Source organism: Leptolyngbya sp. PL-A3 (assembly GCF_039962325.1).
Taxonomy (GTDB): domain Bacteria; phylum Cyanobacteriota; class Cyanobacteriia; order Elainellales; family Elainellaceae; genus Vacuolonema.
Window position 1 is genome coordinate 245,099 of sequence record NZ_JAMPLB010000004.1, and the last position, 22,533, is coordinate 267,631.

Here is a 22,533-nt window from a genome sequence, read left to right on the forward strand (position 1 = left end):
AATTCGGACACGGGAAGCCCTGATTATTCTGTGGGTACTTTACATGCACAAAACAATTAGGGCTATTGCTTCTGCAATTCTAGTGGCGATCGCTACATCCCCAAATCCAAAGCCCGTTGCCCCCCAAACTGCTCAACAATCAGGTCGTCATAGGTATCTGCAATGGTGACCACGGACAGGATGCAGGTTTGCAATTCCAACAAATCCATTCCCTCGCCCCCCAGAACACTGTGGGCAAACAGCACCTCACCCTGCGGCCCCAGATGAAAGGCCCCAAACCGCATGCGTTGATTTTCTGTCAATAGAAAATCCATCAATTCCGGGCCAAGATGGCTGTTGACCGTCACGCAGCTCGAAGCCCGCACGATCGCCAATTCCCGTTCTTCCCAGGGATGCACGTCCCACGTCAGCACCTCAACAGCAACACGGGCTGAGCCGTAGGTCAGGTTAATCCGAGGTTGAGTGGTGGAAAACTGCACCGCATTCTCGAACAGGGTAGAGGTTTGCAGATAGTCCACGACTTTGGTGTAGGACAATTCCTGAGTTTTGCTGGCAAACGACAGAGCCATAGGTCATCAGATAATAAACATTCGGCGATCCAGGGCTTTGGGGTCATGGCTAACGACAAATTGATCCAGATTGTCGTCTGATTCCAGACGCCCATCCACTAAGGTAATGATGCGATCGGCCACATCTAGAATGCGGTTGTCATGGGTCACCATGAGAATGGTGCGATCCTCTTCCTTCGCCAGTTTCTGCATCAGAGTAACCACGTCGCGCCCCGATTTCTTGTCCAGAGCCGCCGTGGGTTCGTCGGCCAGGATGAGAGGGGGCTGGTTGACCAGGGCACGGGCGATCGCCACCCGCTGCTTCTGTCCCCCCGATAGAGCTTTGGGCTTGTAGTCGACGCGATCGCCCAGCCCCACCTGACTCAACACATCAACAGCCCGCTGGCGCTTCTCCTTCCAGTCATGGGTGAGTTCGATCGCCATCTCGACATTTTGGGAGGCCGTAAGGGAGTCAAACAAATTGTGGGCCTGGAAGATAAAGCCGATGTTGCGCCGCACCTCCACCAGTTGAGACTTACTCAACCCAACAATCTCCTGTCCCAGCACCTCCAGGCTCCCGTTCTGCACGGTACGAAGTGCGCCGATCAACGTCAACAGCGTCGTCTTTCCGGAACCGGATGGCCCCGTCATGATGACGATCTGCCCCCTGGGCAGCACCAGATTAATATCAAACAACACCTGCTTCCGCAGATCGCCCTGCCCAAAGAAGTAATTTAGATTCTGGATACGAACCGCAGGAGCCTCCAGGGTCAATCCTCCAGGCGCTATTGAGGATGGTTCTATCATGAGGTCTCCTTCACGTTCCAAAGACTTCGGCGGGGTCAGCGGCCTGTACCTTGCGGACGGCGATCGCCCCCGAAATCAGACACATCACGACCGTCGCCAGTAACACGTTAATGCCCCGCGTCAGGGTCATCACCATTAACAACCCCGTGGCGTTTGCGGTCATGTGATACAGCACCAATGCGATAAAGTACCCCGGCACAAACCCCATAACCCCCAGAATGAGAGCCTGCTGTACCACCACCCAGAGCAAATAGCGGTTGCTGTAACCCATGGCCTTCAAGGTGGCATATTCGGCCCAGTGATCAGATACGTCGGTGTAGAGAATTTGGTAAACGAGAATAATCCCGACCACGAAGCCCATGGTGGTTAGGAGGGTGAATACAAAGCCGATGCTGGTGTTCTCACGCCAGAAAGTCAATTCAAAATTGACAAACTCATCTTTGGTCAGGACCAGCACATCATCTGGTAGTCGATCTTGCAAGGTTTTAGCGAGCTGAGCAACATTAGCCCCTGGAGATAATCGGAGCAAGCCAATATCAACCGTACTGAGGGTGCGGCTATCCTCTTCAGGGCCAAGGTTGGCAAAGTACCGCAGAAAGTTTTGGTCGCTCATCACCAGATTACCGTTGCCGGATGCAAAATCCGTTCCCAGGCTATAGGTGCCGACGATGGTAATCTGCTGTTCCGCCAGTTCTGTCTCAACCCCAGCCAGGGTGGGTCCAACTTCTGAGCGGGATTTGTCATCAATTACAGCCGTCCAGGGCAACTGCAAGGCGGCCCGGTTTGCCAAAATCCCCGGCAAGGGTAGCACTGGTTCTGCCGGGTTGAAGGCCAATACCCGTAGAGGTCGCACGGCTTTGGTCTCAGGGTTTTTCCAGTTTGCCGTGGTCATGTACAGACCGTAGGCCGCTTCCACCCCATCAAACGCTTGTGCCTGGTACAACCGCCGCCGAGCAAATTGCTCCGGCACAAACATGCTGTACTTCAAGCGATTAACAACCACAATCTCACCGTTGAGCATCTTGAGAAGTTGCACCTGGCTATCATACAGAGCATTCTCAAACCCACGGAACATAAACATCAGGAGTACGGCGAAGGATACCCCGGCTAACGCCGTTATTAATTTGCGGCGCTCATAGGTGAGATTTGACCAGGCTAAAGGCGTTCGCATGGTTAAAACACCTCCGCAGGATCGGTCTGAATAACTTTGTTAACGGAGAATAGCCCCGACAAAGTACACATAATGATCGTCAAGAAAAATACGACGATCGCCCGCAGCAACTCCATTTCAACAGGTAAGGCATTACTGGTCGCCCACAACGTGAGTTGATAAAGCAACAGAGAAACGATGAAGCCAGGAATATAACCCAATACGGCTAAGATAACGGACTCTTGAATCACGGTGGAGAAAAGAAAACCACTGCGATATCCCATTGCCTTTAAGGTAGCGTACTGCTTGAGATGACTGGAAATATCGGTGTAGAGAATTTGATAGACAATCACCACACCCACAATGCAGGAAACGGCAACACCCATACCAAAGATAAATCCAGTAGACGTCGCGTTAATCCAATAGTCGCGATCGCGCGCGATAATCTCCTCCTTCGTCAAGACCACCACATCCTCTGGCAGAATGCGCTGCATCTCGGTCTTCACCTGTTCTGCCTCGGTTCCCGGCTTCAGCTTCACCAACCCCAAACTGATCTGGCTTAAGGGAAAGGGATCAAAGTAACGACGAAAGTTTTGATCACTCATGATCAACGTGGCATCCGCTGCAAACCCGCCTCCCATGGTGTACTGCCCACCGATGGTTACCGTGCGGCGATCGGCTTCCGTTACGGTTCCTGTCGTTTGAGGGCCATACTCGGGGCGGGAAAGGCGATCAATAAGCACCGTTTCGGGACGTCGCAATGCGGCTTGAGTTTGAGCATCTTGCAATTCCGGCAACAGAAATACCGGGTCATCTGGATTCACACCAAACACAAAGATGGCTCGATTCTGGCGAGTTTCGGGATTGCGCCACTGCATGTATCCCAAATACATCGGCATTACCTGCTCGACGCCGCGCACCCCTGCTACTTGATAAATCCGCTCAATAGGAACCGGTTTGGTGGTCGTAATTTCTAACGCCTGGGGCGAAATGATGAAGAGTTCTCCGTTAAAGCGCCCGTAGAATAGGGAGGCCGTTTTGGAGAGCGCGCCCAAAAAACCCAGATTCATGAAGACGAGGATGACCGCGAAAGCAACCCCGGCGATCGCCACCACCAATCGCGTCCGCTCGTGCACCAGGTTCATCAAAGCCAGCGGGGTACGCATGGTTACGGCTCCACGTCGATGCGGACATCCACTTGCAAATTAGTCAGCCCTTCGACCAGCTTCCCATTGTCCAGGCGAATACGGGCTTCGATCACCCGAGCATCGGCATTAGCGGCGGGGTCGTCATCTAGCACGTCATTCTTATAAATCTGCCAACCCAACTCCTCAACAGTTCCCGTCAGGGTGCCCTCAAACGCACCGTTGCGGCTGGTGATGACCGCTCTCTGGCCAGCTTTTACAAGGCCAATGTCCGTTTCATAAACTTCGGCTACCACGTACATCTGGCGAGTGTCCCCCAGTTCCAGCACTCCGCCGTCCTGGGCGATCGCCTCTCCACCATCGGTCATGATTCGCAGCACCCGTCCCTCGCGGGGAGCCCGAATCAGGGTGCGCTCCAGTCGGGCTTCAGCTAGCTTCAAGTTTTGCTGGCTAGACTCAACCTCTGCCTGAATCTGGGAAAGGGTCAGGTTGGCCTGTTGGGATTGCAGTTGGGCACGGGCGTTGCGGATGTCGGCGCTACGCGATCGCTCCACCTGTACCAGTGTTGCCTGAGCATTGCGAAGCTGTTCTCGCAGTTCTTGTGCCTGAGTGACCTGTTGATCTAACTCCTGCCGGGAGATAGCTCCTTCCTGGTATAGGCTCTGGTTGCGTTGTAAATCTTGCTCGGCCAGATCCAGAGATGCTTCCAGCTCTCGTACCCTGGCTTGTTGGGCGGCAATTTCAAATTCAACAGGATCAGCCGCCTGGCTAACGCGGGTCTCAGCCTCTTGAATCTGAGCCTGACCCAGACGGGTCTGGGCTTCCAGGCGGCGCACAGCTTCGGCATATTGACTGGCAGCAAGATCGCGTTGGGCTTTTTGCTCGTCGTAGCTTTCCAGCACAGCCAGTACATCGCCCGCTTTAACCTGGCTACCCCGTTTAACCCGCAACTCGGCGATGCGTTCTCCGGTAGGGCCACCAACCCGTAGGACTTCGCCTTGAGGTTCGATGCGGCCCAGAGCAACAACTTCTACCCGTTGGGGGGCTGCCTCGACGGCAGAATCAGGCTCAGCCGGAGCAGAGACAACGGAAATGAGGCGCATAGCTCCAGTCCCCAATAGGGCGATCGCCGCCAGCCCTCCAAGGATTCCGACCCACCCACGTTTGAGTAGTTTTTGTGTAGATAGGAGAACTGGAGAACCTGAAGGCTGGACTTCAGATTGCTCAGCAATTTTCATAGGAATGACAGACCTTGGTAAGCGAATGAGTGCTTGTAGCTGTTCGATCTACAACCTTTCGACGGGGGGGCTAGGCGAAAGATTTTCTGACAGGACAGTCTTATTCTGGCAAAGTTTTTTATAAGCAAAATCCCCCGGTCTGGCGACCCCAAAGTACATTTTTTTGGTATACGGGCTCTACCATAAGGCGAATAAAATTTACTCTGTTTACAAATTTGATTTTTCACAGGTGTCGTGCAGGAAAAATCAAACGTTTCAACGGTTTCTCCAATGGTTGGGCGAAACGTTCTATAACGCGGTGCACGTTGATTAAGTACGGCGTCAGGCACGAAGTGCTCAACACCACCGTACTTAATCAACGTACTTGCACATTGCTCTATAGCCCTACGTCATTGAGGGTTTATTTCTCTATCACAGGATAGACGGAGCAAACGAACTCTACCCCATCTATCCTGTAGTGAAAGACCAGGGCGCGCCTTAAAGTAGGCCCCAGGCTTTAGACTGGGATGTGCTGCAAATGGTTAAGCTGTCAGATGCCAAAGAGCGGGTATTTTCAGAAACATCTGCTCTTTGGCTTTTCCAGGATGGCGTCACACGAAGTAGTTGGCTGTGTTTAAAGCACCACGCGTCGCGTCTCCCGTAGCAAACTGGATGCCATTAGCATTGACAATCAAATCGCGGCTCGCGGAGAAGCCAGCCAGGTTGTCGTTTACAGCCAGGTAGGTCTGATTGCGCCAGCGGAAGAAGACAGCTTCACGAGCTCGGAGAGCTTGTTGCCCGCCTAAAGCCTGGTTCTTGTCGGCAAAGGCTGCTCGGGTAGCAGCAGCCAGAGATGTTCCAGTTTTTGCGCCTGCGTTAAAGACGCCTGTGGGGCGGTTGGAAGTGTTCAGGCGGTTGTCGTAATCTAGCTGAATGCGATCGCCCTGCACCGACGAAAAACCCACAATCCGATCGGGTGCCGCAACGAGGGAATTGCCGTGTGCCGCAATGATGCTGGTGCCCCGGTAGAGGAAGCGATCGCCCCCCGTTCCACCGTTAAGGGTATCGGCTCCCAAACCTCCGTTTAGGGAGTCATTCCCCCCACCTCCCACGAGTGAATCTCGACCAGCCAACCCGTTGATCACATTGGCCCCAGCATTCCCGGTGAGGCTATCGTTTCTCGGGGTTCCATTTAAAGGGTCATCGTTAACCAGGGTCAAGATAGCGGTAGCGCGTGTTCCAAGGCTGCTATTAGCACTGGGAGCTGTCAGGGATAGGGCAATTCGCTCATCCGGTTCAAAACGCACATCCCCAAAAATCCCAATTGGGATCACCTTTTGGGTTTCTCCAGCGGCGAAGGACACCGCTACGCTCGACGTCCCATAATCGTTAAGGGCAGCCGGATTGGTGGTGTCTGGGCCCAGCACAACCGTTACGGTAGAGGCAATATTTGTATTGCCTGAGCGGGTTAGCACAACCGCATTAACCGTATTAGCCGTGTTCCCCTCAATGACCCGATAGGTAGCGGCGCTAAAGTCATAAATGGCAGTAGACGAGGTGACCGCAACCGTAGCCGTCTCCGAAGCGGCACTAAAGGGGGTAGTGCCACCGTTCGCTGTCGTATTCACCCGGCTCCCCGGAGCGTGGCCATCGCTACCATCCCAGGCACGAAACGAGATCGCCGAGCCTACCGAGTTTGCCGTAGGTACAAAGCGCAGGCGCGTCTCCATCTGCAACGACACATCCCCCAGAGTAAAGCTGCCCCCGGCTGAGGTCGTGTTGTCCCCCAGGGACAGCAAATTGGCCACTGTATAGGGATTGGGTGGGGTGAATCCGCCGATGGGTTGCGGAGCGAAGCTTGTATAGTTGCGTAGAGGCCCCGTCAAAATCTGGGTGCCGTTCGCTTTTAGGGAATAGGTTGTTTCAGAGACATCGAGGGTATAGCGAACCAGACTGGATGTGGTATCAAAGGTCGTTTCTTCAGCCGAGGTGAAGAGCTCCATAGGCAGGCCCCCCGGATTTGGAGTCCGATCATCGGATTGGGCAAAAATTCGTCCTTGCCCTGGGCCAGTCCGTTGAAAGCCAAGCTCGATGGCAGTTTGCCCATCAGCCATCACCAGCGTGATACTGAACACCGCACGATCATCATTCGCTAGGGTATTGCTAATGACTTGCGCTTCAAAGGAGATCTGAAAGCCATCATTGTGATTGAGGGAAGGGAAAGCAGAATTTTTGAGGGTATAGGTTTGGTTAAGGAGATTTACCGAGTAGTTGCTATACCCGGCATAGGTATCATTCTCATTACCGCTTCGGGTTGTGTTGAGAGTTGTCCCGGCACCCGTTGATGTTTCAGTTCCCCCCGGGGAGAACAAACTTCCTTGAGAAAAGCGAGTAAGACTGAGCCATGACTGATCGCTGGGGTCAGGAGTACCGTTGACACCTGGAGCAAAAAGCGGAATTGAGCCCAATACCACCGCGTTGCTTTCAGACACGTTGGTCAAATCGACCCAGCTAACCCCACCATCCAGGGAGTATTGCCAGGTACCTGTAGAGTTGTCTACCTGGGTGATGGCGATCGCTCCTACATCAGCATCGGCATCTGTGATGAGGCCATCAATCAGCTCGGCAACAGTAATGCCAGTATTTGCTGCATCCGTAATCGTGTTAGAGATAGGAGCCAGTTGCAAATCTAAAGATGTGTCGAGAACGGGGGCTGCTAAATTCACCATTGCTTTAGAAACGCCAGAAGGACATACGAAGGTGCTCCCGCTCCTGTCAATGGCAGAAGCCTTTTTAATGAAAGCAAATCTTCTCCTCAGAGATAACTCGCGGAAAACTATCTGTCAAAGGAATTACGCAGCTTTCATGTAACTTTTATAACAGCAGGCCACCAATTTACAGCGCTTTGCGCTTGAATCAGTCACGGTTGTTTTTGTGAGAGCCGCGCTCCGCGCGGCTCTCACAAAAACAACCAAATTTTAAGCGCTAAAAAGCGCTGTAACAGGTGAGATGGGCGGACAAAGCCCGCCTCATCTCACCTGTTAAATTGGTGTGGTGAAGTCCTGCAACTATCAGGGTGGAGTGGGCTTGCGTGTCTTTAGATTAAATTGATGCCCACGGGGCAGAATATGAACTTTGACACCATAAACGGCTAAATCTTCGTCTTTTAGCGCTGTTTTCAGGTTGTTGTAGGTACTCTCTGATTCATCTACGACCGTCACCGCACCTTCCCCCAGCACCGTCAGTTCATCACCCTGGACGGCGATCGCTGTATTCTCATCAATTCCAAATCCTAAAATACTGGGCTCAATCAGCAGAGCTGACAGCAATCGCCCCAAACGCCCCCGTTGAGCAAAATGCTGATCAATCACGACTCCTGGCAAAAAACCCATTCCCGGCCCCATTTCCACGACATCTAACCGGGGATTGGTCGCAGAATCTCCTTCCACAATCATCATGTCAGGCATCATCGCGGCTCCAGCACTGGTGCCTCCAACCACAACACCACTGGCATGTTGCTCACGAATCGCCTTGTCCAGGGGCGTATCTTTAATACGGTCGATGATTTGGGCCTGGTCACCCCCTGTGAAAAAGATACCAGTGGCAGATTGAATGACATCAATCAGATCAGAGGCTTCAGAATCGCGGCGATCGCGGGTATCCACGACATCCACCGCCTCTGCCCCTAACCGCAAAAATACATCGGTATAGGTTCGCCCCACTTCGTCGGGATAACTGGTTGCAGCCGTCATCACCGCAATGCGAGCCCGCTGCCCTCCTGCTAACCGCGTAAACTCCCGCAGGATAGTACAGGAGCCCTCCTTATCCTCAGCACCTCCCACAATCAGCAGGGCACCTTTTGTAGTCCGAGCATCCATAACCCTGTTTCCTCACGTGATTTTGGATCGCGTTTGAGGACAGATTTAGCGATCGCCAATCCATTTTCCCAAACGAATTCTTTAACGCAGAAATTACATTAGCGGAATACCACGAGCGCTCTCGGTGAATGGTAGCGTGATTTTTCTAGTAGATTTGTCTGTTTAAAGTTAGAACTGATTCTAAAATCTTCTATTTTCTACAAGTCGACTTCCCGTAAAAAATTAAGCCTTCGTAGTGATTCGCAGCATTGCGACTAAAAAAGTGCGGCGTAAAGCACCGCACTTTGATAATCACACTTCAACTACCCAAGAAGCAGGCACGAATATCCTTTACACCCACAGGGATTTTGGCATTAAACAGTGAATGTGCTTGGCACCGGGTTCCAGTTCACCCATGCGAGCATCCATCGCCAAACTCGCCAACGCGTAAGCATCCAGCGCACTCAAACCCTTCTCCGCCTGCATCCGTTCAATCAGGCTCATCGCCGCTTTATTCATGGCCTCCATGCCATTGGCATCAACGGCGTAGGTGACATAGCTGCTACGGGTATCAGCCGTAGGATTGGGAGGCAAGGGACGTGCATCGTCATCCTTGGGCAGCATACAGTACACCCCTTTCAATTGGTTCACGACTTCTGCAACCCGACAGTCCCCATAGGTTGCCATATAGCGCCGTGCTTCTGAGGCACGCATCCCCTTCCACTCCGCGAGAAACTTGACGGTTTCCTCTTGCAGAATGTCGAGAGCAATATTCATATCGCGATCGTAGCCCAGGGTAATCCAGTGGGTATCCGACTCAATGCGAGGCCAACTCAGGGTTTTGCCCTTAATCACTTCGACTGTCAGATTCAATTCATTAAAGGCCGATTCAATGGCAGTCAGGTTAATCTCACCGTTTCCTTGCACGGCGTGGGAATCACCCGACCACAGCAACGCTCCATCCACAAAAACCGGCAGGTAGATCGTTGTACCTTCTACCAATTCGCGGCAATCCAGGTTGCCGCCAAAGGGGCCGGGAGGTACCGTGCTGTACTGGCCACTCTCGGCACGGGCTACCCCCAAAATGCCGGGGAAGGGGCGCACGGGTAACTCAATACCGGGTAAAAATTCTGTTTTATTCCGATTCAGATCCAGGAAAAAGTGTTTTACCTGGGGTTCAGTGAAGACGCTGGGGAATTGCCCAAGGTTCAGATCTCCGGGCAAATTCCAGTTTGCCCCATAAGTGCGGGGAACGATGCGATTGATTTTGACCTTCAGGGTATCGCCGGGGGCTGCCCCTTCTATATACACAGGCCCTGTAATGGTATGAGGGCCACGTCCAGGGTAATTAACCCGCAACTCTGTGATTTTCTCAATGGAGACTCCCGGCAGAATTTGATTCTGGGAAGCCATCATCGTCTCTAGAATAATCGTGTCGCCCGATTTGATCCGGGCCCGTGGTGGCTCAGCATTATTGAACCAACCCCACTGCACCGTTTCATCCGTAGCTGGGAGCAGATAGACGCCTCCCTGATACTGCCCTACGTAGCCTTCCTGTAGGGCAGCCATTTCGGGCCGCGCGGTTTCTTGAGCACGAGCCTTAGGCAAGACAGACACAGCAGCAGCAGCAGCGGCGCTGCCAAGAAGAAAATCACGACGACGCGGCATAGAAATATTCAGGTGAAAAAATTAGATCGTTAACTCTGATTGTGTGGATACTTACTTGACTCAGCTAAAGCACAAATGTAGGTGTGCAAGTGTTTGGAGCCCATTTTTCTCACAGTTTTATGGGAAAAATGCAGGCTATCAAGCTTTTGAATACCCAATCAAATCAGACTTCAATTATTTCCAAAGCTTTATGATCTATTTGTTTCTACCGCTACAATTCATACTAATTCCTGAACATTTTCCAGTATTACGAGAAGATCAATAGATTCTCCTATTAAAACCAATCATAAATTCATTGGCAGATGGCGCAAATAATGGCAAGTAAAACCAATATTTAAAAATAGGAATCGGAAGAATGACGGCTAGAAACAGCCGTTTTAGGGAATCTAATTAACCTGAGTTCGGGTTAAGGGCGTTTTCGAGTGCCGCGCGTTGCGCGGCACTCGAAAACGCTCATTTTGGCGTGCGCAAAGCGCACGCCAAAATGAGCACTTCAGCTTATCCCGAACTGAGGTTAATTACCATAGAAATAAAGCTTAGAAAAGTTTTTTATTTTTCCAGCAAAATGCTTGAAACCGTGCGTGATTAGTCTTTGTTCATGCGCGATCGCCCACTACCCTTAGCAGCCTGCGAAGCAATAGAAGACATCCAATAAATGAAGCCGTTGATGAGTATCAACGGCTTCATTTACTAGAAGCGTTTCAGAAGTTATCTTTTTCGTGCGCTTCGTATATAAAAAAATCCTTTCAGACAGTTTTACAACAGGGTGTAGTTTCAGGAAATGGTAGCTCAGGCGATCGCCATTGCCCCTTTCAATTCCAAAATCTTCTCAATCACCTGTTCCACGATCTTGTCAGGAGTTGAGGCTCCGGATGTTACCCCAATCGTCAGGTGGCCAGAAGGAAGCCAGTTTTCGGTGACTTCCAGATCGCGCCCCAGGGGTTTATGTTCGATGCGATTGCCGGGACCCATGCGATCGCTGCTATCAATATGGAACGAGGGGATATTCCGCTCAATAGCGATTTCTTGCAGATGAGTCGTGTTGGAAGAGTTATAACCGCCAATCACCACCATCAGGTCTAGTTTTTCTTCCACCAGATTCAGCATGGCATCCTGCCGTTCCTGAGTGGCATCGCAGATGGTGTTGAACGCGAGGAAGTGGTCGTTGAGGTTTTCCGGGCCGTACTTCTTCATCATGGTGTGCTCGAAGAGCTTGCCGATCTGCTCGGTTTCGCTCTTGAGCATGGTGGTTTGGTTAGCCACTCCCAGCCGTTCCAGGTCGCGATCGGGGTCAAATCCTTTGGAATGGGCGTTTTTGAACTTGGCGAGGAATTCAGTGCGATCGCCCCCGTTCAGAATGTAATTTGCCACATACTGAGCCTGCTCCAGATTCAGCACTACCAGATAGGTGCCAGCGAAGGAGCTAGTGGCGATCGTCTCTTCGTGGTTGTACTTGCCGTGGATAATGGAGGTGTATTCTACCCGCTTGTGCTTCTCAACGGTGTTCCACACTTTGGAAACCCAGGGGCAGGTCGTATCGATAATGGTGCAGCCGCGATCGTTCAGCAGTTGCATTTCCTGCACGCTGGCTCCAAAGGCGGGAAGGATCACCACATCGCCTTTTGCTACACCCGAAAAATCTTTGACGCCTTTATCGACTTCGATGAATTCGACATTCATCTCCCGGAGCCGCTGGTTTACTGAGGGATTATGGATGATTTCGTTGGTAATCCAGATGCGCTCGTTGGGGAAGTGCTGCCGGGTTTCGTAGGCCATTGCTACCGCTCGCTCAACCCCCCAGCAGAATCCAAAAGCTTCCGCCAGCCGAATGGTGACATCTCCCCGCATCAGGCGGTAGTCATTGGCGCGAATTTCTTGAATCAGCGGGCTTTCGTACTCCGACTTCATCATGCCCGTAACTTCGGCTTCATGGCCAAAGCCCTTGCGGTGGTAGTTATCGGAGTGGTTGAGCGATCGCTTAAACGCCTTGGTATCCATCAGCTTCCCCGGAGTAGACCGTCGTCTCCTTCAGCCTACCAGAATCCTACCCCTCTAATACCTCCAGAGTTGCCACCCAGCAATTCTCAGTATGGGCTTCAAAGCTGAGAGTTCGCGCCCTTCGGGCACGAACTCTCAGCTTTGAAGCCCGAAAATAGCCCGCCTTCGGCGGGCTATTTTCGGATTGGATTCCAAAATGAGAATTGCTGGTTGCCACCTCCAAATATTGAAATGCCCATTCGAAATTCAATTTAAGGAGGGGTGGAGCGTACGCTCCACCCCTTCCTAACTCAACACAGGCTCAGACATCTTTTCTAAAACCCTTATTGTGAGCACGGCATACCCACAACAAGGGTCTAGCAACACTGAAGTTACACTAGGCTTGCTGCATTGCTCTCCATGACTGGGTCAGGACTTTACCTGCTGATTGCGCAAAAACAACTGTGAGGAACAAACCTACAACCAAATCTGGAAGTACGGATTGGGTCAGAAAAACCAATCCGGCTGCGAGAAGAACAGATGTGTTTGCAATGATGTCATTCCTGGAGCACAACCAGACAGACGACATATTGATGTTGTCGTTTCGGTGCCGAGTTAGTAGAAGCAAACAGACTAGATTGGCCAGTAATGCCACAACGCCAACCACGCTCATAATGGTTGCTGCGGGAACGGCACCTACAAACAGTTGATAGGTTGCTTTTGCAAAGACTGCAATAGCAAACAGAAGCATAATAATTCCTTTCAAGAAAGCTGAACCAGCCTGAGCTTTATTACCCTTATTAATGACGTACAAACTGCTGGCATAAACTAACGCATCGCCCAGCATATCAAGCGAATCTCCTGTTAAAGATAGTGAACCAGCACGGAGCCCTGAGCCAAATTCAATCACGAACATGCACAGGTTGATAAACAACACGGCCCACAGGACTTTAGCTTGCTGTTTTTTTAGCTTCGTTAGCTCACAACCCTTGTTTTGACAGCAGTTGTCACCCATAAGCAGCTCAGCATTTCAACATTTATATGAATAGTTGGATGCTATCACAGGCCTTTAATAGCTGCTGGCAGGATTGTGTACAAAACATTACCTTCTCAAACATATTGAGGACTTACGCATGCTTGCTGTATGTAGTGTGATTTTCACACCAAACACAACAAGCATGCGTCGTCAGTACTATTCCAACCTGTAGCAATGTGCAAGTGCGTTAAGTACAGCAACGGTGGTGTGGGCACGAAGTGCCCCACACCACCGTACTTAATCAACGTGCACAGCGCTATAAGTTCGGGTTAAGGGCGTTTTCGAGTGCCGCGCGTTGCGCGGCACTCGAAAACGCTTATTTTGGCGTGCGCTTTGCGCACGCCAAAATAAGCACTTCAGCTTATCCCGAACTGAGGTTATTCCAGTATGGGTGAATAGCGCTGAAATAAACTGTCAGCGATCGCCCTAAGTTTTGAAAAATTCTGAGGCGAGTAGTTGCCTGTAACTCCTGCGAAGTGGGCATATTACCCGCCTTAGATTTGAGCGAACAAGCTGTTTACCGTTTCAATCTCAAGCAAGCATCACTAAAGCTGCGAATAATGTCTGAAAACTGCTGATTGCGCTCCATCAATGCCATATGCCCACCTGGAGCAAGGACATTCCGTTCCGCAGCAGGTATCTGCTCAGCAATGCGCTGGTTTGCGAAGGGGCGTGTTGCAATATCAGACTTGCCATGAATCACAAGGGTTGGCACCAAAATTTTAGGCAACGTTGAGGCCTCTGCAAACCGAAACATTTCCAGAACGCCACGGGCCAAAATTCCTGGAGATGCTTTAAGGCCCGTTAAGGTGGAGAAATTAAGCTGGCCTCGGGTTTCACGACCCGTAAAGCCTGAAATTTCTGTAGTTAGCAGTGTTATGCCATTCAAATAGCTGAGCCAGCTTATGAGCCAGAATAGGGGAGAGAGGGCGATCACCACATGCAGCAACGGTTCCAACAGAGGCTTTTGCAACGCCAGTAACAACTTGCTCAGCGTCGTGGTTCGCAATGGGTTTGTATAGGTGCCATCCACCAGGATTAAACCTGCAACGCGCTGCTCCAGCCGTTCGGGAAACAAGCGGCAAAAGGTCAACAGAATCATGACTCCCATGCTGTGTCCGAGCAAGAAAACGGGCTGATCATCCACCAGGGATATCACCGCATCCAGGTCACGGGCGTATTTCTCCGTTGAGTAATCCCGGTTGTCGGGCTTTTTGGATTTGCCCAGTCCCGGTAAATCCCAGACCACCACGCGAAACTGATCAGCAAGTTGTTTTTTTGCGTAATACCAGACTGTGCTGTCAGGTCCCCAACCGTGGGTCAGGATGAGCGTTGGCGCGTGATCGGGGCCATAAAATTCCACTTGAATTTCACTCCCATCAGGCCGGGATACCCGCTGCACTCGATTACTGCGCAGTGGCGAAGGCTCATCTTTTCCAGGGCGATGCAATAGCAAGATGGGCAGGAACCCTAGAAATGACCAGAGTAGGAGGCCAATGCCAAGGTAGAGCCAGCGATCGCTAACCAATTCCACCTCATACCACTCGTAGAGAATGTAAATGCCGCTCCCTAGCAGAACTACCGTCAGCAGATTGGCTAGCAAACGCAACACAAAATCAATGGGCATGAACATGGCGGAGATTCACCCTGCTAAAGCAACAAACCAGGCTGAGGTGAGCTTAAAGAAAAATTGCGTCCAGCATAACCTCCTAAGGTTATGGGCGATCGCCGCATCTTATCTTCCTCTCTCATGGAATTGAAGTGTGAAACCATGGTTTCTACATCTCAATATCCGGGTGCATCCACTTTTGTAGATGAGGCGGGCAATGCCCGCCTCATCTACAAAAGTGGGCTTCCAAATCTGCAAAAGCTAGGATGCACCCCAACATCCTTGGGGTAAAAATGCCCTATACGGCTTTGCGACAGCGTTCTGGCTCAAAAGCAAAGTACGTAATGGATCTTTACGCTAAAGGCATCAGAGAAAGTCCGGAATCCTACGGTCACTACGTGAAGTTTAGAGAGTTCCTGTGTAATTCTACACAAAAAACCCAAAATCCTTGTGGAAAGCGCACTTTAGCTTCTCACCGGGATTCGGTGTTCCTGAATCGTCTCCCCAAAAGTAATCACGCTGCATGAGTGAAACTATTCGTCGCCAGCACGGTATGGGTTGGCTCCGAGATTATCCCGACCATCGAGACTTACGGCTCACCAGCAAAGCTGTTCGTCCTCTGCTCGATACCGTGATGGGCCGCTCTGCCCGGTTTATTGAGAATCGTCAGTTCAAAAAGTTAGATCTCCCTTCCTTCGTAGACCTCCGGCCTGGGTTTTCCCCGGTAGAAGACCAGGGCAAGATGGAATCCTGCACCGCCCATGTGGTGACGGCGATCGCCGAATACCTGGAGCAAAAAGCGACGCAAGAGTATCGCCACCGCTCACGGCTGTTCCTCTACAAAACCACCCGCAACTTGCTCAAATCGGAGGGAAACGTCGGCGTCTTTCTCCGCACCACCATGGGAGCCCTGCGGCTCTTTGGGCTGCCCCCCGAAGAGTATTGGGCATACGAAATGGGCCAACTGAATGTAGAGCCTCCCGCCTTTTGCTACGCCTTTGCCTCCAACTACAAGGCGATGCATTACGTCCGGTTAGATGCCCCCGACACTTACGATGATGAATTACTGCTAACCATCAAAACCCAGTTGGCAGCCGGTTTTCCCCTGGCCTTTGGCACAATGATGTTCGATGCTCCGTTGCTCCATGCCAGTCGGGCGAATACCCTGGGGCAACTGCCCTTCCCCGTGAGTAGCGATCGCCCCCTGGGTGGTCATGCCATGACGGCTGTGGGCTACGACGACTCCCTGGTGATCGAGCACTTTAAGCCGGGTGGCATTAAGAGCAAAGGGGCCATTCTCGTCCGGAATTCCTGGGGTACAAGTTGGGGTAAAGAAGGCTACGGTTGGTTGCCCTACACCTACATTCAGCGGGGCCTTTCCGTGGATTGGTGGGTGCTCCTCAAACAAGATTGGGTGGATACGGGTGTCTTTGGGCTCAATGCCTGATCCCGCTATTCCTGGAAGTCGATTTGGCCCCTTTCGTCAATAGTTTCGTTGTCGCCTTGAACGTCCTCAAAAGACGATGTTGAGTTGAGGACTGTGAATTCAATCAATTGTGGGATAGGTGCCCTGACCCGCCCAGATGGACAAGATGCCCGTCCCTCAACAATCACAGCCGATTGAACTCGCATTTCTGAAACAGGCACAGTTCTGAAGCCATTTACGAGACAGGTCGCATCGAAATTCCAGCTTGGGAGAATTCGTGCAGATCCCAAATGTTGATAGCCAAAGGCATCTGCACGAACATTCTCCCCACAAAGTTTCAACTGTCATGGTCAGCCAGAGACAACGGTCGAGAGCCGTTCCTGGGGTTGCACCATCGGTTGGATTGTTCGCACGACGGATAATCCTGAATCCGTCTCAGTCAACTGAAATCGTCACGAAAGGAAACATCATGACTCGCATTCGCAAGCAAAACGAAAACCCCAACAACGAAGAGTCCAATCTGGAAGATTCTCTGGTCGTGCAACCGGCTGATGAGGCGATCGCTAGCGGTGTTGATCGGTTAATGGAAGTGATCGAGCAAACCGTTGAGAATCTGGGTGACGATGATGCCGAGCGGCAAATGCTGCGGCAGGGTGTCACCACGATTGTTCAAGAAACTCTGCTCGACTTCCTGCGACCCCAGGATGGCAGTATGGAAGCGGCATCCATGGGGCTGATTGCTCCCCTCAACGAGAACACCAAGCTGGGCACTGACGGAAATCAGACCTCTAAGAATGCCGTTGACCTGGCAGTACGGGGTTCCCAGGAGGTCGGTATGGCCTTTGTGAATTTCACCCAGGGCCTCATTAGCGGTACGTTCAACTCCATCATCAAAGCCACCATCGACCAGATGAAGGCTTACAGCGACATGGTGGCGGAGATCACCAAGAGCTTGAAGGAGTTCGCCTCTGACAACGTCTCTGATGATGCGGTAAATGAAAAGCTGGAGCAGCTCACCCTGGTTGAAGGGGACGAAAAGTTTGAGCTGAAAAAAGGCGAACCTCGTCGGGCTTACCATCTCAAGCGTTTGTTCTACCTGGCTCCTGTCACCGGCGGTTATCGAGCGGCGATTCTTTATGCCTTTGGTGTTATTGATTCCAAAACCGCCGAATTCAAAGAGGACGAAGTTAAAGCCATCTTTGAAAAAGAAGACTTTGATAGCGTCGGAGGGATCGAAGTTCGGGGTTCCAAAATCTATACCGACGATGACATGGCCGACATTGTAGCGGCCATCAAGCATGGCTTAGCCCGCGATGGCATGAACCAACTGCGGCAAATGGCGCGGGAAGGCATGGCTCGGATCGTCATCACCGAAGGTCAGATCGACACCAAGCTAATCTTCCAGGTTTCTTCCCAGGAAACTAACACATCCCGGACCAGCAACACCGATCGCAATAGCTACGGTGGCAATCTAAAAGCTGGAGCTTTCTGGGGATGGGGCAGTGCCAGCATGAGCGCGCACTACAACCAACTCAAGGTCAGCACGGTGGATCAAACCTCGGTGGGGAATATCGAAACCCTGACGCGCATGAGCGGTCAAGTCACCCTGAAGTTCAAGACCGATTACAAACCCCTGAATGACAGCAGCGGCTCCGTTAAAGAGTCTGATCTGGCTCCCATTCTCTAAACCGGCTGCCTAGCTTAGCGTTAAGACACCCGGTGTTTCCAAAAACACCGGGTGTCTAGCCCCTACAACCACACGACCTCTCCGCAGCACAATGCCTTCGATTTCCTTTCGCAATTTGGTGGAACTGACCGTGGGGGCGATCGCCGACATCCCTGCCACCTACGACCCTCCCCCCGATGTTCTGGCGGAACTCCTGGCCGAATCCTCCCTGCCTTCCCCACCTCCCAACACTCCCTGGCCCCATCTCAATCTGGATGAGATTACCGTGGAGATTCCCGTCCATTTCCACGTCTCGCCTGATCAAGCTGACACCGGCACTAACCCCCGCCTGATGACAACCCTGCCATCACCCCTAGTGCCCAAGTCGGCAACAGGCTTAAGCCGTTTTAGAATGACCCTGACGTTTTACCCCGGTGCGTAGCCCTGTGGAAGATCGCGATCGCTCCCTCACCCCTAACGATTCCCCTGCCCTCCCCAACGAAGAGTGGGAATTGTCTGAACTCATCCAACTGGTCACCGCTGAGCTGGATCAGGCCCAGGACACCTTAATCCTCAAGTCGCAAAACCGTCGCCTATCGATGATGGTGAACCAACTCAATCTGGATCTCCAGGTGGACGTGCGCCGTGACCCGAATGGTCGCCTCCTGTTTCGCACCACGGCTCCAGGGCACTCGGGAGCGACGGTACTGAAGCTAGGGTTTACCCCTGCCCTCGATACCCAGGTGCAGGAAACGCGCAAATCTGTCGACCTGGAAACCGATGAACTGGAACCGTTAAATACGCTGCCTGATATTCAGGAGAGCGAAATTCAACGACTCAGAACGGTAGGCATTCATTCGGTCAACGACCTGTATGGTGCGACCCAAACCCCGGCCATGCTGACAGAAGTGTCGCTCAAAGCCGGAGTGGATGAAGCCCGGTTGCGCCTGTGGCGACAGTGGCCGTTTATCTCGGATATTCAGCCCGAAAGCGGCCCTGCTGGCAGCATTGTGGTAATCGATGGGGGCAACCTTGGAACCCCTGAAGATACTGTAGAAGTCTACTTTCAAGATCGGCTGGCGAGGATGATTCAGCGTACCAGTACCCGACTGACGGTGGAGATGCCCAGGAGCGTCACTGGCAGTGGTAGTGTGATCGCCAAAGTGAACGACCAGCGCACCAACACCAAACCCTGGCGAGCCCATGTCGTGGATCTGGTGGTGCAAACCATCACCCTGAAAACTCCAGGGGTTCTCCGGGTGCAGCAGGCGATCGCCTTCCAGGCAACTCTAATCAACCAGGGCACCCTCAGTATCCCCAACATCCCCGTCCGTTGGATCGTGACGACCACCTCTGGGCAACCCCCCATCGAATACAGTTTGCAAGCTCGCCCAGTTGACGATGATTTCCCCACACTCCCCAGAACTATCATTCAGGAGAACTATCTCCACGGCCCATTAAAAGCCCAGGAAACCTCTACCGATCCATCCCTGGAGTTTACGGCGGCCTTCACGGCACCTGGCACCTACTGGGTCAGCGTCATCATTGACCCTGACAACACGCTACAGGATCAGTCGCCCACTAATAATCGGTTCATGCTGGAGTTTGTGGTGCAGCCTGCCCTGCCACCCCCGCCCGAATTCAATTCACCCCCCAACCAATTCACTCCCAAATCGGGAAGACCGGGCGATCGCATCACCCTTCAAGGCCGCAACTTCAACCAGGGAAGCCCCATGGTTCTGTTTGGCACGGTTCAAGCCGCGATTATCAGTACCAGCGCAACGCAAATTGTCGTCCGCGTCCCTTCCATCTCTCCCCGGACCACCTCAATTACGGTACAAACCTCCGTTGGAACCGTTACCACACAAGATTCCTTCACCATCCTCAGCAGCAGCTATTACGGTTCTGGACAGGCGATCGGAGGGAACTTGCTATGAGCCCATCCATTACCCGCTCGGTCTGGTCCTTCTGGACAAAACCCTTCCGGGCCCATCGACAAACCATCTGGCTCAGCGAAAAGCACCATTTACTGGCCTGGATTCTCTCCCTGGAAACAGCCCGCAAGCACTATCCCGAAACCGCTCTGATCACGGACGACGAAGGCGCACAGATGCTGGTGGATGGACTGGGGCTACAATTTGACGCCGTCTCTACGGAGTTAAACGCTCTGCATGATCAGGACCCAGATTGGTGGGTTCTCGGCAAGCTGTGGGCCTATCGCAGCCAGAGCCATCCGTTCATCCATGTAGACAGCGACGTGTTTCTCTGGAAGGCATTGCCCCCGGATCTGGCCACGGCCCCCGTGCTCACCCAAAACCCCGAATACTTTGTGTTTGGAGAACATGACGCCACCTGCTGGTGGTACCGACCTGAGATCTTTGATCAGCGCGTCAGACAGACGGGCGGATGGCTACCCGACGAATGGCACGCCTATCTTGTGCAACGCTCTAACCGGGCCTACTGCTGCGGCATTTTTGGCGGCACCCAGGTAGATTTTATTCGGCACTATGCCGACCTGGCGCTACAAATCGCCACCCACCCCCGCAACCAAGCTGCCTTTGAGCACATGGACAATAAGCCAGGGGATTGCCTGCTGATTGAGCAATACTTTCTAGCGGCCTGCGTGAACTATCACCGGCAACACCCCAACACCCCCTTTCCCGGCGTTGCCATGGAGTGTCTGTTTGCCACCCCTGAATCGGCCTTTTCAGAAGAACAACCCCAGCAACTGGGCTACACCCATCTAATCGGCAATGCTAAGCATGACGTGGCGATCGCCCACCGCCTAGAACAACGCGTCGCTCGAGACTACCCCGAGCAATACGAACGGTGTTTGCAATACGTTGCTCACCTAGACTAGTACGCTGAGGCGGAAATCCATCACCTATGTTTTGTGTGGGGTGCGAAGCACCCCACACAAAACATAGGTTGCGAACTTAGGCCGCAGGCTACTAGCTTTTGCTATCGCGCTAAAACCTATGCGATAGGGACGTTGTATGCCATATCCCTACCACAAAGGTTTCAGTATGTGAGCTTCTCCGCTCACAAAATCCGTTTGAGTTTAATTCTGATAGGCTACAAAGATTGGGGCCAAATGGAGTTAGCCGATGGATCAACAGCTTATCCAAACATTAGTCAATGGGGTGGCCGTGGGCAGCATTATTGCCCTGGCAGCCGTGGGATTAACCTTAACCTATGGCATTTTACGACTGGCAAATTTTGCCCACGGGGACTTGATGGCCCTGGGTGCCTATTTCACATGGACAGCCAATGCGCTGGGGATCAACATCTGGCTAGCGACGGTCGTAGGTGCATTGTTGACGATCGCCGTCGCCCTGCTCCTCGAAAAAATCATATGGTCGCCCATGCGCGATCGCCGCGCCTCATCTACGACCTTAATCATCATTTCGATCGGCCTCGCCCTGTTCCTCCGCAACGGCATCATTCTGGCCTGGGGAGCCGCTAACCAGCAGTACGATTTGCCCGTGCTAGCGGCCCTCAACCTCGGTGGCATCCGTATCACGATGACTCGGATTATTGTGGTGGGTTTGGCGATCGTCGCCATGCTGGGGATGCACTACCTGTTACAGCACACCAAGGTCGGCAAAGCGATGCGCGCGGTCGCCGATAACGTTGACCTGGCGCGAGTGACCGGCATTAATGTCGATCAAGTCGTGATCTGGACATGGATTCTGGCCGCAGGACTCACCTCTATTGCAGGCTCCATGTATGGACTGATTACAGCCGTCCGTCCCGACATGGGATGGTTCCTGATTCTGCCCATGTTTGCGTCGGTGATTCTGGGGGGTATTGGCAATCCCTATGGGGCGATCGCCGGCTCCTACGTCATCGGCATTGCCCAAGAACTTAGCACCTACCTGTTCTCAGCAGAATACAAGCTGGCAGTAGCCCTGGTGCTGATGGTAGCCGTGCTGTTGATCCGACCCCAGGGGATTTTTAGAGGCACAATGTAGTCTTTGTGAAATGGGTGCCACCCACAAATGGCACTGAAATAAGCCCAAACCTACGTTAGAGAAAGGCCGGGGTCTGCTTCAAAACCCCAGCAAAGCGAAGCGACCTGACACCTCCTATGCAAAACCTCCTTGCCGAGGGGGGTCTGGGGGGACGGGCAGCCGTCCCCCCAGTCGGGGGGTTTGGGGGGCGACGCGCCCCCAAGCCAGGTTTATGCAAGCATCCCAGCTTATGTCAGTGCCATTCGTGCTACTCACCTAATTTCAGTAACCCAAATTCAAAATAAGCCGAAGTGCCCATTTTGCGCGCGTTAGCACGCAAAATGGGCGTTTTCAAGAACGGCACGAAGCGCCGCCCTCGAAAACACCGTCAGCTCAAACTGAGATTCCGTAGAAAGCAAAAAAATCCCCCAGAGCAGAGATCCAGGGGAAACAAAGGCATTCGTTAATCCAAAA

Annotated in this window: 20 protein-coding genes; 7 read left to right on the forward strand and 13 right to left on the reverse strand. The window is 52.4% G+C overall.

What is annotated here, in order from left to right:
* Nucleotides 1-92: 92 nt before the first annotated feature.
* From NDI52_RS05690 to NDI52_RS05745, 12 genes are all read right to left on the reverse strand, one after another.
* On the reverse strand, nt 93-569 hold the full coding sequence (locus NDI52_RS05690) for a YbjN domain-containing protein (RefSeq protein ID WP_190772978.1): 477 nt from the start codon (nt 567-569) through the stop codon (nt 93-95).
* Nucleotides 570-575: 6 nt separating this feature from the next.
* Nucleotides 576-1,355 (reverse strand): DevA family ABC transporter ATP-binding protein, encoded by a 780-nt coding sequence (locus NDI52_RS05695; RefSeq protein WP_190772979.1) that lies wholly within the window; start codon nt 1,353-1,355, stop codon nt 576-578.
* Between the two features lie 10 nt (nt 1,356-1,365).
* Nucleotides 1,366-2,526, reverse strand: coding sequence for an ABC transporter permease DevC (devC, locus tag NDI52_RS05700; protein WP_190772980.1), 1,161 nt, complete (start codon nt 2,524-2,526; stop codon nt 1,366-1,368).
* 2 nt (nt 2,527-2,528) lie between these two features.
* On the reverse strand, nt 2,529-3,671 hold the full coding sequence (gene devC, locus NDI52_RS05705; protein WP_190772981.1) for an ABC transporter permease DevC: 1,143 nt from the start codon (nt 3,669-3,671) through the stop codon (nt 2,529-2,531).
* Nucleotides 3,672-3,673: 2 nt separating this feature from the next.
* Nucleotides 3,674-4,888: an HlyD family efflux transporter periplasmic adaptor subunit gene (locus NDI52_RS05710; protein WP_190772982.1), complete on the reverse strand. Its 1,215-nt coding sequence runs from the start codon at nt 4,886-4,888 to the stop codon at nt 3,674-3,676.
* A gap of 590 nt (nt 4,889-5,478) precedes the next feature.
* A complete protein-coding gene (locus tag NDI52_RS05715; RefSeq protein WP_190772983.1) occupies nt 5,479-7,596 on the reverse strand; it encodes a bluetail domain-containing putative surface protein in 2,118 nt (705 codons plus the stop codon).
* Between the two features lie 342 nt (nt 7,597-7,938).
* Nucleotides 7,939-8,745, reverse strand: coding sequence for a cyanophycinase (locus NDI52_RS05720; protein ID WP_190772984.1), 807 nt, complete (start codon nt 8,743-8,745; stop codon nt 7,939-7,941).
* Nucleotides 8,746-9,075: 330 nt separating this feature from the next.
* A complete protein-coding gene (locus tag NDI52_RS05725) occupies nt 9,076-10,392 on the reverse strand; it encodes an acetamidase/formamidase family protein (RefSeq protein WP_190772985.1) in 1,317 nt (438 codons plus the stop codon).
* Nucleotides 10,393-11,181: 789 nt separating this feature from the next.
* Nucleotides 11,182-12,390: a 4-hydroxy-3-methylbut-2-enyl diphosphate reductase gene (locus NDI52_RS05730; RefSeq protein WP_190771092.1), complete on the reverse strand. Its 1,209-nt coding sequence runs from the start codon at nt 12,388-12,390 to the stop codon at nt 11,182-11,184.
* A 376-nt stretch (nt 12,391-12,766) separates the two neighbouring features.
* Nucleotides 12,767-13,384 (reverse strand): cation transporter, encoded by a 618-nt coding sequence (locus tag NDI52_RS05735; RefSeq protein ID WP_190771093.1) that lies wholly within the window; start codon nt 13,382-13,384, stop codon nt 12,767-12,769.
* 382 nt (nt 13,385-13,766) lie between these two features.
* Nucleotides 13,767-13,889 (reverse strand): hypothetical protein, encoded by a 123-nt coding sequence (locus NDI52_RS05740; RefSeq protein WP_277874395.1) that lies wholly within the window; start codon nt 13,887-13,889, stop codon nt 13,767-13,769.
* 33 nt (nt 13,890-13,922) lie between these two features.
* Nucleotides 13,923-15,032, reverse strand: a complete 1,110-nt coding sequence (locus NDI52_RS05745; RefSeq protein ID WP_190771094.1) for an alpha/beta hydrolase — start codon at nt 15,030-15,032, stop codon at nt 13,923-13,925.
* A gap of 144 nt (nt 15,033-15,176) precedes the next feature.
* On the opposite strand from NDI52_RS05745, the gene NDI52_RS05750 reads away from it, so the two are divergent.
* Nucleotides 15,177-15,305: a hypothetical protein gene (locus tag NDI52_RS05750; protein WP_277874835.1), complete on the forward strand. Its 129-nt coding sequence runs from the start codon at nt 15,177-15,179 to the stop codon at nt 15,303-15,305.
* Nucleotides 15,306-15,537: 232 nt separating this feature from the next.
* Entirely contained in the window at nt 15,538-16,461 is a 924-nt protein-coding gene (locus NDI52_RS05755; protein ID WP_190771095.1) for a C1 family peptidase, read from the forward strand.
* 5 nt (nt 16,462-16,466) lie between these two features.
* On the opposite strand, the gene NDI52_RS05760 is transcribed toward NDI52_RS05755, so the two are convergent.
* Complete coding sequence (locus tag NDI52_RS05760) at nt 16,467-16,661, reverse strand: hypothetical protein (protein WP_190771096.1); 195 nt, start codon at nt 16,659-16,661, stop codon at nt 16,467-16,469.
* Nucleotides 16,662-16,909: 248 nt separating this feature from the next.
* On the opposite strand from NDI52_RS05760, the gene NDI52_RS05765 reads away from it, so the two are divergent.
* From NDI52_RS05765 to NDI52_RS05785, 5 genes are all read left to right on the forward strand, one after another.
* Complete coding sequence (locus NDI52_RS05765) at nt 16,910-18,127, forward strand: hypothetical protein (protein ID WP_190771097.1); 1,218 nt, start codon at nt 16,910-16,912, stop codon at nt 18,125-18,127.
* A 91-nt stretch (nt 18,128-18,218) separates the two neighbouring features.
* Nucleotides 18,219-18,548, forward strand: coding sequence for a hypothetical protein (locus tag NDI52_RS05770; protein WP_190771098.1), 330 nt, complete (start codon nt 18,219-18,221; stop codon nt 18,546-18,548).
* Nucleotides 18,541-20,043 carry an IPT/TIG domain-containing protein gene (locus tag NDI52_RS05775; RefSeq protein ID WP_190771099.1) on the forward strand — a complete coding sequence of 501 codons (1,503 nt, stop codon included), beginning with the start codon at nt 18,541-18,543 and terminating at the stop codon, nt 20,041-20,043. Before NDI52_RS05770 ends, NDI52_RS05775 begins: the two co-directional genes overlap by 8 nt.
* The gene (locus tag NDI52_RS05780; protein ID WP_190771100.1) at nt 20,040-20,966 is read left to right on the forward strand and encodes a DUF6734 family protein; all 927 of its coding nucleotides are present in this window, start codon (nt 20,040-20,042) and stop codon (nt 20,964-20,966) included. Before NDI52_RS05775 ends, NDI52_RS05780 begins: the two co-directional genes overlap by 4 nt.
* 247 nt (nt 20,967-21,213) lie before the next feature.
* Complete coding sequence (locus tag NDI52_RS05785) at nt 21,214-22,080, forward strand: branched-chain amino acid ABC transporter permease (protein ID WP_190771101.1); 867 nt, start codon at nt 21,214-21,216, stop codon at nt 22,078-22,080.
* The last annotated feature ends 453 nt before the right edge of the window (nt 22,081-22,533 follow it).